The 11125-nt window shown below is 63.7% G+C and carries 11 protein-coding genes and 1 tRNA gene; 7 read left to right on the forward strand and 5 right to left on the reverse strand.

Annotation, left to right across the window (positions count from 1 at the left end; all coding sequences use genetic code 11):
• Nucleotides 1-300: 300 nt before the first annotated feature.
• Nucleotides 301-377, reverse strand: a tRNA-Arg gene (locus B2Z70_RS03820).
• A 197-nt stretch (nt 378-574) separates the two neighbouring features.
• Here B2Z70_RS03820 and B2Z70_RS03825 point away from each other — a divergent pair.
• Entirely contained in the window at nt 575-997 is a 423-nt protein-coding gene (locus B2Z70_RS03825; protein ID WP_009802693.1) for a response regulator, read from the forward strand.
• Between the two features lie 2 nt (nt 998-999).
• Here B2Z70_RS03825 and B2Z70_RS03830 read toward each other — a convergent pair whose 3' ends face one another.
• On the reverse strand, nt 1000-2112 hold the full coding sequence (locus tag B2Z70_RS03830; protein ID WP_292981191.1) for a THUMP domain-containing class I SAM-dependent RNA methyltransferase: 1113 nt from the start codon (nt 2110-2112) through the stop codon (nt 1000-1002).
• A gap of 134 nt (nt 2113-2246) precedes the next feature.
• Here B2Z70_RS03830 and B2Z70_RS03835 point away from each other — a divergent pair, with 134 nt between their 5' ends.
• The 4 genes from B2Z70_RS03835 to map all read left to right on the forward strand — a co-directional run bounded on the left by B2Z70_RS03835 (nt 2247) and on the right by map (nt 4787).
• Nucleotides 2247-2915: an HAD-IB family phosphatase gene (locus B2Z70_RS03835; RefSeq protein ID WP_292981194.1), complete on the forward strand. Its 669-nt coding sequence runs from the start codon at nt 2247-2249 to the stop codon at nt 2913-2915.
• A gap of 79 nt (nt 2916-2994) precedes the next feature.
• The gene (locus B2Z70_RS03840) at nt 2995-3738 is read left to right on the forward strand and encodes a 2OG-Fe(II) oxygenase (protein WP_292981197.1); all 744 of its coding nucleotides are present in this window, start codon (nt 2995-2997) and stop codon (nt 3736-3738) included.
• A gap of 70 nt (nt 3739-3808) precedes the next feature.
• The gene (locus B2Z70_RS03845) at nt 3809-4015 is read left to right on the forward strand and encodes a ParD-like family protein (protein WP_009802697.1); all 207 of its coding nucleotides are present in this window, start codon (nt 3809-3811) and stop codon (nt 4013-4015) included.
• 1 nt (nt 4016) lies between these two features.
• Nucleotides 4017-4787: a type I methionyl aminopeptidase gene (map, locus tag B2Z70_RS03850; protein ID WP_009802698.1), complete on the forward strand. Its 771-nt coding sequence runs from the start codon at nt 4017-4019 to the stop codon at nt 4785-4787.
• Nucleotide 4788: 1 nt separating this feature from the next.
• On the opposite strand, the gene polA is transcribed toward map, so the two are convergent.
• From polA to B2Z70_RS03865, 3 genes are all read right to left on the reverse strand, one after another.
• Nucleotides 4789-7563: a DNA polymerase I gene (gene polA / locus B2Z70_RS03855; RefSeq protein ID WP_292981203.1), complete on the reverse strand. Its 2775-nt coding sequence runs from the start codon at nt 7561-7563 to the stop codon at nt 4789-4791.
• Between the two features lie 79 nt (nt 7564-7642).
• Entirely contained in the window at nt 7643-9169 is a 1527-nt protein-coding gene (locus B2Z70_RS03860; RefSeq protein WP_292981206.1) for an SLC13 family permease, read from the reverse strand.
• A gap of 97 nt (nt 9170-9266) precedes the next feature.
• Complete coding sequence (locus tag B2Z70_RS03865; protein WP_009802701.1) at nt 9267-9467, reverse strand: zinc-finger domain-containing protein; 201 nt, start codon at nt 9465-9467, stop codon at nt 9267-9269.
• A 175-nt stretch (nt 9468-9642) separates the two neighbouring features.
• Here B2Z70_RS03865 and B2Z70_RS03870 point away from each other — a divergent pair, with 175 nt between their 5' ends.
• Both B2Z70_RS03870 and B2Z70_RS03875 read left to right on the forward strand, forming a co-directional pair.
• A complete protein-coding gene (locus B2Z70_RS03870) occupies nt 9643-10605 on the forward strand; it encodes an ABC transporter ATP-binding protein (RefSeq protein WP_292981211.1) in 963 nt (320 codons plus the stop codon).
• 61 nt (nt 10606-10666) lie between these two features.
• Complete coding sequence (locus B2Z70_RS03875) at nt 10667-10966, forward strand: hypothetical protein (RefSeq protein ID WP_292981214.1); 300 nt, start codon at nt 10667-10669, stop codon at nt 10964-10966.
• Nucleotides 10967-11125: the final 159 nt, after the last annotated feature.

Here is an 11125-nt window from a genome sequence, read left to right on the forward strand (position 1 = left end):
CGCCCCCGAAACCAGACCCACATATCCAGTCCCGATCATCGCTACGCGCATCTGATCCCCCTCACGCTGTGCCTGTCACAGGGTTTACCGCACCTGCACAATTTCAACAACTCCGGCGGCGCGGGGCGGGCCGGATTTCAGGCTCGGGACAGGGTCGGGCGGGTACGCGGGGTGGGTCCGCGAGCCCGCGAGCGCTTGCAAATACGTCCCCGGACAAGCGAAAGCGCTCTGACGCCGCGCCTCGAGGGCTCGATTGGGCGAACGCCCGTCCGCACATTCAACGAGAATATTCCGGGAAAATGGCGCACCCATGAGGATTCGAACCTCAGACCTCTGCCTTCGGAGGGCAGCGCTCTATCCAGCTGAGCTATGGGTGCCTGATAGGGCGCTCTGTTTAACTTGCTCTGCGGACAAGTTCAATCATGACAGCGCAGCGGGTGTGGCGCCTGGGTGAGTGTAAAAACTGAATCCGAATTGTTAATATTAATCAAAGGTTGACACGCAAGCATAGGCGTGCGCGGATAGCGTGTATTGTCCTTTATAACCCGTCGTGGGAATGAAAAGGGGTGATGGAATGACACATTACACGCCCCGGCTCTTGCTGGTGGAAGATGATCCGCAAGACGCTTTTCTGGTCGGACGCTATCTGTCAGATCTGCCCTATGGCGGGCAGGTTTCGCAAGTGGACTCCCTGCATAACGCCCGCGCTCAACTCGAGCAGAGCACCGACATTGCTTGCGTGATGGTGGACCTCAAGCTTGCAGACGGGTCAGGCGCCACACTCATTGAGTGGATGTTGTCTGACGATGTCTTGCGGGAAATCCCGATCATCGTCTTCAGCGGAGACCGGTCCACCCACCCCGAGCTTGATACCTTCGCCAATGTCGCCTGCCTGATCCAGAAACCGGCTTCGGCGGAGGGGTATGAGGCGCTGGCCAAGGCCCTGCGTCCGATCGTCGAGAGCGCCCTGGCGCGCGCGGTCTACGCGGCGCAATAGCGCTATTTCAATTCCCCGGTCACGTGGAGACGGATCTTCAGGCCGCCATGGTCGATGGGCGCGCTCGTCCGTTCAAAGGCGAGCCCGGTCGCCTTCGCCATCTTCTCATCGGTGGTGATGAAGGCGGCGCGCCAGCCGCTGAACTGGTCGCGCATCACCGCGCCAAAGGTCTTGTAGACCCCGAAGACGGCGGACTTGTCTCCGACCCGGGCGCCATAGGGCGGATTGGCGACCACCCAGCCGGGCGCGCAATCGGGACGCTTGAGGTCTTTCAGACCTCTTTCGCTGAACGTGACACGGTCAGACACTTCAGCCCGTTCGGCGTTCTCTTTCGCCATGCGTACGGCGCCGGGGTCGCGGTCAAAGCCGAAACAGGGCGCGTCTGAGCGGGCATGGGGCGCGCGGTTGCGCAACGCCATGAAGGCGTCGCGGTCAAAACTGGCGAAGCGTTCAAAGGCGAAGCCGCGCGCGCGTCCGGGCGCCAGCCCCGCCGCCAGCTGGGCGGCCTCGATCACGAAGGTTCCCGAGCCGCACACCGGATCCAGCAGCGGTGCGCGGCCGTCATAGCCCATCTCGCGCAGCAGGAGCGCCGCCATTGTCTCGCGCAGGGGCGCCTTGGCGACGGCCTGCTTGTATCCGCGCTTGTGCAAGGGCTCGCCAGAGGAATCCACGCTCAGGGTCACCACGTCATGATCAATGCGTACGCGCACGGTGATCTCCGCATCGTCGCGGATCGCCACCAGCGCCGTACGGGCGATGGCGTTCGCCACGCGCTCGGCGGCGGCGCCGTCATGATAGATTCGCGACTTGCGGCAACTCGCCTCGACCTTGACCGGCGTGCCCGCATGAAAAAGCTCTGGCCAGGGCGTCTGGCGCGCCAGCTGCTCAAGCTGGTTCAGATGCTGACACTTGAACCGGTCCAGCACCGCCAGCACCCGTGTGGCGCCCCGGATCTGGAGGTTCGCCCGCCAGACCTCCGCCCAGCCGCCCTTGATGGTGACGCCGCCCTGTTCGGGGCGGCATTTGGCGAAACCGTTCTCGGCCAGCTCGCTGGCCAGGGCGGATTCAAGCCCGGGCGGGCAGGCGAGGAAAATGTCAAAGCGGGTCTGGGTCATCGCGCCTTCATAAGCGAAGTCCGCTGCTGTGGCGACACGATTGCGCCGCACTCTTCCACCGCTTTCTGCCGCCCGGCTCTGGCCAGTCCGGCGCGCTTGCCGTACATCGCTGGCCTTGCAAGCACGAGGGCAAGATGAGCCGGCTGATTGTCTTTGACGTGGATTCCACGCTGTTGAAGGTCGAGAGCCTCGACTTCGCCGTCGAGCATGCGCTCTCGAGCGCGCCTGATGGCGCGGAGCGGACGGCGCGACTGAAGGCGCTGACCGATCAGGGCATGGCCGGCCAGCTCGATTTCAGAAGCTCGCTTGAACAGCGTCTGGCGATCGCCGGACTGACGCGCCCGGCGGTCGAGGCCGCGCGGGAGCGGCTTCGGACCCAGCTGACAGAGGGCATGGTCGAGCTTCTGAACGCCCTGCGCACGCGCGGTAATGACGTGGCGGCGGTGTCGGGCGGATTTGTGGACCTGGTCGAGCCTGCGCTCTCCGATCTCGGCTTCGCCAATGGCGAAATCCGCGCCAACCGGTTCGTCTATGAGGGGGATGAGGTTATCGGATACGATCGCCAGAATCCGCTGTCGCGTTCGGGCGGAAAGGCGCCGGTCGTGGCCTCTCTCAAGACCCTGTTCGGCAAGCCGCTGGCCATCATGGTCGGCGATGGGATGACCGATTACGAGGCCTTCGACAAGGGCGCGGCGGACAGCTTTATCGGCTTTGGCGGCGTCGCCCTGCGCGCGCCCGTCCGGGCGAAGGCCCCGGCCTATGCCGAGAGCGTTGCGGCGCTTCATGCGCTTCTTCTGGGCTAGGCTGCAGCTTTCAGAATTGACTTGCCAAGACGGGGTTCCGGGTTCAAAAGCGCGCACCTTTTGAACGGAGCCGCCGGATTTGGACGCTGTCGTCTGCCCGAAGCCATTCTTCTCTGACAATCTGACCGCCAGCCTGCTTGCGGATCTGGAAACGCGCGGCTGGGCCCATGCGCCCGCTGCGCTTGATCCCGAGCTGGTCGCGGCCCTGCGTCTGGAAGCTGAAGCGCTGGAAGAGGCGGGCGAGACCCATATGGGGCGGGTCGGGCGGGCGCAGAACGAGACGAAGGCGCTGTCCATCCGCAAGACCCATATCGCCTGGCTTGATGGCGCCAGCGCGGCGCAGCAGCGCTTCATGGAAGGCGCGGACGCCCTGCGCATCGCGATGAACCGCCGCCTGTTCCTGGGCCTGTTCGAATTCGAGGCGCACTTCGCCGTCTATCCGCCGGGCGGGTTTTACGCGCGCCATATGGACGCCTTCACCCTGCCCACCGCCAGCGCAGGCGCCTTTGCCGGGCGCCGGGCCGAACGCGCGCGTGTGGTGTCCATGGTGGCGTATCTGAACAGAGACTGGGCAAGCGCGGATGGCGGCCAGCTGGCTGTGTGGGAGCATGCACCGCTGGATGAACACGGTCGCCCGGATATGAGCCGGCTTGATGACGTGCCGCCTGTGGCGGAGCTGGAGCCGGAAGGCGGCGGGCTGGTGCTGATGCTGTCCGAAGTCATCCCGCACGAGGTGCGCCGGTCGCTGGCGACCCGCTACGCCATCCCCGGCTGGTTCCGCGTCAATACCAGCGTCGGCGGCGCGCTCGATCCGCTGCGCTAGGGCTTGCACGGCGGCGCTTCAGAGAATATACGAAACATATATGTTTCATATATTCGCGCGAGGGCTAGTGATGGGCATTGTGAAAATTGATGATGAGCTGCACGAAGATATCCGCCGCGGCAGCAAGGCCATGTGCCGGTCCATCAATGCGCAGGCGGAATTCTGGCTGAAGATCGGCATGTTGGCCGAAGCTCATCCCACCCTGACCTTCAACGAGATCGTGCGGATGCAGTATGAGGCCGCCGAACTGGATCTGACGCGTCGGAGCGTCGCCTGACATGGTCAAGACAGCGGACGAGCTCGCGCTGATGCGTCATTCGGGACGGCTTCTGGCGTCGGTCTTTGAAATGCTGGACGGGCTGACGCTCGAAGGGATGAGCACGCTGGCGGTCAATGATTGCGTGGAGCGGTTCATTGTCGACACGCTTGAGGCGCGCCCGGCCAGCCTGGGCCAGTATGGCTATCAGTATGTGTTGAACTGTTCGCTCAACAGCGTGGTCTGCCATGGCATGCCGGATGCCGGGACGATCATCCGGGACGGCGACATCCTCAATCTCGACATCACGTTGGAAAAGAACGGCTTTATCGCCGATTCCAGCAAGACCTACATGATCGGAACGCCGTCCGCCGCCGCCCGGCGTCTGGTGAAGGCGACCGAAGCCGCCATGTGGAAGGGCATCGCCGCGGTGCGGCCCGGCGCGCATCTCGGGGATGTCGGCCACGCGATTTCACGGCACGCCAAGAAGACCGGCTATTCGGTGGTGCGCGAGTATTGCGGTCACGGCATCGGGCGCGAGATGCATGAAGAGCCGTCGGTGCTGCACTATGGCAAGCCCGGCTCCGGCATGCGCTTGCGGGAAGGCATGGTCTTCACAATCGAGCCCATGCTCAATCAGGGCAGCCGACACGTCTATACCGAGGACGATGACTGGACGGTCGTCACCCGGGATGGAAAGCTTTCCGCCCAGTTCGAGCACACGGTCGCCGTCACCGCGACCGGCGTTGAGGTCTTGACCCTGCGACCGGGCGAAGCGCTGCGCCTGAGCTGATCTAGTGCGCCTGGCCCCAGGTGCTGGCGGCCTTGGCTTCCACTTCCAGCGGCACGGACAGGTTCTGGGCGGGCAGGGCGGCGGTGCTCATCACTTCGGTGACCAGCCTGATGACCTGATCGGCCTCGCTCTCGGGCGCTTCAAACACCAGTTCATCGTGCACCTGCAGCAGCATGCGGGTCTTCAGGCCCGCATCGCTGAGCGCGCCCGGCATGCGCACCATGGCGCGGCGGATGATGTCCGCGGCCGCGCCCTGAATGGGAGCATTGATCGCCTGACGTTCCGTGAACTGACGCACGGACGGGTTCTTGTCCTTGATGCCGGGCAGATGGATGCGGCGGCCGAAGATGGTGCTCACGCAGCCCTTGGCCTTCGCCTCGTCCTTCATGGCGTCCATATAGTCCTTGATGCCCGGGAACTTCTTGAAATAGCTGTCGATATAGCTTTTTGCCTCATCGCGCCCGATGCCGAGATTGTTGGCGAGGCCGAAGGCGGAAATGCCGTAGATGATGCCGAAATTGATCGCCTTGGCGTTCCGGCGCGTGGTCGGGTCCATGTTCTCGAGCGGCACGCCGAACATTTCGGACGCCGTCAGGGCGTGAATGTCCTGGCCCTCGCGGAAGGCCTGTTTGAGCGCTTCCACATCCGCGATATGGGCCAGCAGCCGCAACTCGATCTGGGAATAGTCGGCCGCGACGATGACATGGCCGGGCTCGGCGGTGAAGGCTTCGCGGATCTTGCGGCCTTCCTCTGTCCGTATGGGGATGTTCTGAAGATTGGGTTCCGAGCTCGACAGGCGTCCGGTGGTGGTTGCGGCCAGCGAAAAGCTGGTATGGACCCGGCCTGTGTTCGGATTGATCGCGTCTTTCAGGGCGTCCGAATAGGTGGATTTGAGCTTGGAGAATTGCCGCCAGGTCAGAAGCGCCTTGGGCAGGTCATGGCCCTGGGCGGCCAGCTCGTCGAGCACGGCGGCGTCGGTCGACCAGGCGCCGGACTTGGTTTTCTTGCCGCCGGGCAGGCCCATCTCGCCAAACAGGATTTCCCCGATCTGCTTGGGGCTGCCCAGATTGAACTTTGTTCCCGCCAGCTTATGGGCGGTCTCTTCGGCCTCGGCCATTTTCTGCGCGAAGTCCGACGACAGACGCGAGAGCTGGGCCACATCCACCTTCACCCCCGCGAGCTCCATATCGGTCAGAACCTGCGGCAGCGGGCGTTCCAGCGTCTCGTAGACAGTGGACAGACCCTTGCCTGCAAGGCCGGCCTTTAAGAGCTCCCACAGGCGCAGGGTGATGTCGGCGTCCTCGGCGGCGTATTCGGTGGCGGTCTTGAGATCGATCTCGGAGAAGCGCTTCTGGGACTTGCCTGTGCCGCACACCTCCTTGAACGAGATGCACGTGTGTCCGAGATGGCGCTCCGCGAGCTCGTCCATGCCATGGTTATGCAGGCCCGCCGCCTGCACATAGCTGATCAGCATGGTGTCGTCATAGGGCGCGACGCGGACGCCATACCGCTGGAACACCGCCAGATCGTACTTGAAGTTCTGACCGACCTTCAGGATGGCGTCGTTCTCCAGGATCGCCTTGAGCCGTCCGAGCGCTTCGCTCTCGTCGATCTGGTCGGGCTTCATGCCGCCATCGGCGAGATCGCCGCCTTCATGGCCGAGCGGGATATAGCACGCCTCGTTGGGCGCGGTGGCGAGCGACACGCCCACAAGCCGTGAAGCGACAGCGGAAAGGGCGTCGGTCTCCACATCCACGGCGATGACGCGGGCGCGTTTGGCCTTCTCGATCCATTTGTCCAGCGCCTCGACGGTCTGGACGGTTTCGTATTTGGAGCGGTCCACGGGGGCGGTGGCGTCGCCGGTTTCATCGGCGACCGGGCCGCCCAGCCCTTCCTCGACCCGGCGGGTCAGGGTGCGGAATTCCATGGATTTGAGAAAGCCCACGAGCTTTTCGGCGTCAGGGTCCGCCGTGCCGAAGACGTCGAGCTCATCCGTAATCGGAACATCGGGTTTCAGGGTCACGAGCTGGCGTGAGATCCGGGCGTTCTCGGCATGCTCAATCAGCTTCTCGCGGCGCTTGGGCTGCTTGATCTCCTCGGCGCGCTCCAGCAGCGCTTCGAGATCGCCATATTCGGTGATCAGCTGGGCGGCGGTCTTGATGCCGATGCCCGGCACGCCCGGCACATTGTCCACGCTGTCGCCCGCCAGCGCCTGCACCTCGATCACCTTGTCGGGCGCGACGCCGAACTTCTCGATCACCTCGTCATGGCCGATGCGCTTGGACTTCATGGGATCGAGCAGCGTGATCTGGTCATTGACCAGTTGCATCAGATCCTTGTCAGAGCTCGCCACGGTGACGCGCGCGCCCTTCTCGGCGGCGAGGCGGGCATAGGTCGCGATCAGATCGTCGGCCTCATAACCCTCCATCTCGATGCAGGGCAGCTCGAACGCCTGGGTGGCCTCACGGATCAGCGTAAACTGCGGGACCAGATCTTCAGGCGGCTCGGGCCGGTGCGCCTTGTACTGGTCATAGATCTCGTTGCGGAAGGTTTTCGACGAATGGTCGAAAATCACCGCCAGGTGCGTCGGCTGGTCCTCGCCTTTGAGGTCTTCGAGCAGCTTCCACAGCATGTTGCAGAAGCCCTGAACCGCGCCCACGGGCGTGCCGTCCGACCGGGTCAGCGGCGGCAGGGCGTGATAGGCGCGAAAGATATAGCCCGACCCGTCCACCAGATAGACATGGCTGGAAGAATCAACAGGACGAGTGACGGCCATGACAGCGCTCCGGCGGCAGTTCAGCGAGGGAGCGCTAACCTAGGCGGCGTCGGGTGAGGGGGCAATCGGAAGCCCCACCCTAACCCGGAAACGCCACCCCACTAATCAGGCTGCTCACCAGCGCGATCAGAGGCGCGGCGACCAGATTGATGCGGAAGCCGGCCTTGATCATCTGGGTCATGCTGGCCGCGCCAGACGCGTAGACAATGGCGTTGGGCGCGGTGGCGACCGGCAGCATGAAGGCGCAGCTCGCCGACAGGGCCACGGGCACGATCAGGTGTTCGGGCGGCACGCCGGCCGAGATGGCGACCGCGCCCAGCACCGGCAGGAAGCCCGAGATCGTCGCGACGTTCGAGGTCAGCTCGGTCAGGAACACCACGATGAAGGCGAGGATCAGAACGGTCAGCGGCAGGGGCAGGCTGGCCACCCACTCAAGGTGTGAGCCGATCCATTCCGCGAGCCCTGTCGCCTGAATGGCCGCGGCCAGTGACAGGCCGCCGCCGAACAAGAGGATCACTTCCCAAGGCAGCCGCTTGGCGCTCTCCCAGTCCATCAGGGCCTGACCCTTGCCGGACTTGCCGCCGGCGGGGATCAGGAACATGGCGAGCGCGCCCGCCATCGCGATCTGGGCATTGCCCAGGCTCAGCGTGATCGGAAATTCAAGCTGGGTGCTGATCCAGGCCAGCAGGGGATTCCAGCCAAAGCTGATATCGGGCTGGCCGATCAGAAAACCGGGCAGCACCCGGCCCATCCACAAGATGGCCACCACGCCAAAGGCCAGCGCGACCCGCAGCTCGGGCGTGGTCATGCGGCCCAGTTCCGCCTTGTGCTGGAGGATGATCTCGCGCCCGGCCTCATTGGGGGCGTGGCCATCGACCCGGAACACCCATTTGGTGAGGATCAGCCACATGGACGGGATGATCAGAAGGGCGGCGGGCAGGCCGAGCATCATCCATTGGGGAAAGCTGATGACCGAGCCGTATTCGCGCTGCATGAAGCCCATGGCGATCAGGTTTGTGGGCGTGCCGACCGGCGTCATGATCCCACCGACCGACGCCGAATAGGCGACAGCGAGCGCCAGCGCCGGGGCGAACTGGCTGGCGTCCACGCCTTCATCCTTGAGCGCGTCAGCCACCTTGAGGGCGATCGGGATCATCATGAGCGTGGTCGCAGTATTTGAGATCCACATCGAGAGGATCGCGGTGGCGGTCATGAAACCGAGCATCATCAGCGCGGGGCGCGAGCCAAAGGCGGCGACGATATTGAGCGCGATGCGGGTGTGCAGATTCCACCGCTCGATGGCGAGGGCGACGATAAATCCGCCCAGCAGCAACATGACGATGGGGTCGGCATAAGGGGCGGAGGCGTCGCGCATCCCGAGGATGCCAAAGACGGGAAACAGCGCCAGCGGGACAAGCGCGGTCGCCGCGATGGGAATGGCTTCACTGGCCCACCAGGCGCCCATCATCAGGGCCAGACTGGCCAGCAGCCAGGCGGACCGGTCCAGTCCTTCGGGCACGGGCAGGAGTTGCAATCCCACCGCGATCACAAGGCCTGTGATCAGTCCGATCCGTTGACGCATAACCGACGTGTTCGCCTGGCTCATCGCGCTCCCCCCTTTGCGGTCTTTCACACAGGTATAGGGAGGGCGCTTCCGGGATCAATCGAAACCGGAATATCGCCATGACATTTGAGAAAAGGGCTTACGCCTTGGGGTCAGCTTTCGAACCGCGCAGCACGAAGCGACGGTCGCAATAGCCGCACTCGACGAAATCCTCGTCGCCCATTTCATACCAGGTGCGCGGATGGCCCAGAGCGCCGCCGCCGCCGTCGCACATGACGCGCTTCTGGTCGACCACGATCACTTCGGGGGCGGGCAGGGAGGAGGCGTTGGTGTCGGTCATGATGCGCTCTGCCGGTCTGTAAAGAGGGTCCGGTTGAAGAAGATAGACGGCGTTGCGACATGGACGAGGCCCGCGCACGCCGCTAGGGTCCGCTCCGTCTTAAGACGCGCTGTGTGCAGGCGTCAATTGCGCACGCGCTCTCCTCCCGTTCCGCTTGCAGACCGTGAGCCCGCCCATGTCACACGCCCAGCCCGAATTCGCCCTTGAAGCCTATGGCCTGAAGAAGACCTATCCCGGCGGCAAGGGCGCGCCTGCGAAAGAGGCGCTCAAGGGGGTGGACCTGCAGATACCGCGCGGCTCGATCTTCGGGCTTCTGGGGCCGAACGGGGCGGGCAAATCCACCTTCATCAATATCTTTGCGGGCCTGGTGACCAAGTCCGCCGGCACGGCGAAGATCTGGGGCGTGGATATCGACAAGGATCCGCGCCGCGCCCGCGCCGCGATCGGCGTGGTGCCGCAAGAGCTGAACATGGACGTGTTCTTCACGCCCTATGAGACGCTGGAGCTGATGGCGGGCTTTTACGGCGTGCCGAAAGCCGAGCGCCGGACCGAGGAAATCCTCGCCGCGCTGGGGCTCGAGGACAAGCGCAACGCCTATGTGCGTCAGCTCTCGGGCGGGATGAAGCGCCGCCTTCTGGTGGGCAAGGCGCTGGTGCACAACCCGCCTGTGCTGGTGCTTGATGAACCAACAGCCGGCGTGGATATCGAGCTGCGCCGCCAGCTCTGGGATTATGTGGTCGAGCTCAACAAGCTCGGCGTCACAATTGTTCTGACCACGCACTATCTCGAGGAAGCGCAGGAGCTGTGCGACCAGATCGCTATCGTCAATCATGGCGAAGTGGTCGCGTGCGAGCCCAAGGCGGATCTTCTCAAGCGCATGGACAAGAAGACCCTGGTGATCGAGCCGGTGGAGCCCCTCAAGGCCGTCCCGGCAGGCTTTGAACAGCAGGAGGCGGTGATCCGCCCTGACGGCTCTCTGGCCATCACCTATCGCTTCGGCGAAGCCTCGGTGGCGGACATGATCGAGACCTATCGCGCCTCGGGCCAGCGGATCGCCGATCTGCGCACCGAAGAGCCGGATCTTGAGGATGTCTTCCTGGCGCTGACCTATCAGGCGGACGCGAAACAAAGCGCCTGATCCGCGATTGCGCACATCGAAAAGTGAAGCCATTTTGCGTTAACCGCGTTAGTCTGGCGTCATGTCCAGATTCTTCACCCGCCTTCTCGCGCTGATCCTGTCCGGCGCCTTGCTGATCGTTCTTCTGGCCGTCCTGCTCCAGATCGAGCCGGTTGGATTGCCGGGCTGGGGAGTGTTCGCGTCCCTCGCTGCGGGCGCTGTTCTGGCGCCTTGGGCGTTGTACAAGTTCCTGATGCGCGGCACGCGTCCGAAGGTGACCCCGCGCGACGCCGCCGGCGCGGGCATTGCGGTGGGCATGGGGCTCGAACATGAGCGTCAGCGTCGGGATGAGGACGCTGACGTCGACCTTGATCTGGATTGAACGCGCTCGGGCAAGCACAACCGATTGAAACGCTCGAGTTGCAACCCTAACTTTTCCATCTTGTTCGGTGAATTCGGTTATCGAGGCGGCAAGAAGGGTAAATATTCCATTAAAACAAATCCGTAAACCGAAGTTTTAGGCGCCAAAAAGCTCCCCCCA

The organism is Oceanicaulis sp. UBA6590, from assembly GCF_002433705.1.
GTDB lineage: Bacteria > Pseudomonadota > Alphaproteobacteria > Caulobacterales > Maricaulaceae > Oceanicaulis.

Bases quoted from the DNA above. Each gene is read 5' to 3' on its own strand.
- polA (WP_292981203.1), bottom strand. From the start codon at position 7,563: ATGGCCGTCACTCGTCCTGTTGATTCTTCCAGCCATGTCTATCTGGTG.
- B2Z70_RS03825 (WP_009802693.1), top strand. From the start codon at position 575: ATGACACATTACACGCCCCGGCTCTTGCTGGTGGAAGATGATCCGCAA.
- B2Z70_RS03830 (WP_292981191.1), bottom strand. From the start codon at position 2,112: ATGACCCAGACCCGCTTTGACATTTTCCTCGCCTGCCCGCCCGGGCTT.
- B2Z70_RS03860 (WP_292981206.1), bottom strand. From the start codon at position 9,169: ATGAGCCAGGCGAACACGTCGGTTATGCGTCAACGGATCGGACTGATC.
- B2Z70_RS03845 (WP_009802697.1), top strand. From the start codon at position 3,809: ATGGGCATTGTGAAAATTGATGATGAGCTGCACGAAGATATCCGCCGC.
- B2Z70_RS03870 (WP_292981211.1), top strand. From the start codon at position 9,643: ATGTCACACGCCCAGCCCGAATTCGCCCTTGAAGCCTATGGCCTGAAG.
- B2Z70_RS03835 (WP_292981194.1), top strand. From the start codon at position 2,247: ATGAGCCGGCTGATTGTCTTTGACGTGGATTCCACGCTGTTGAAGGTC.
- B2Z70_RS03865 (WP_009802701.1), bottom strand. From the start codon at position 9,467: ATGACCGACACCAACGCCTCCTCCCTGCCCGCCCCCGAAGTGATCGTG.
- B2Z70_RS03875 (WP_292981214.1), top strand. From the start codon at position 10,667: ATGTCCAGATTCTTCACCCGCCTTCTCGCGCTGATCCTGTCCGGCGCC.
- map (WP_009802698.1), top strand. From the start codon at position 4,017: ATGGTCAAGACAGCGGACGAGCTCGCGCTGATGCGTCATTCGGGACGG.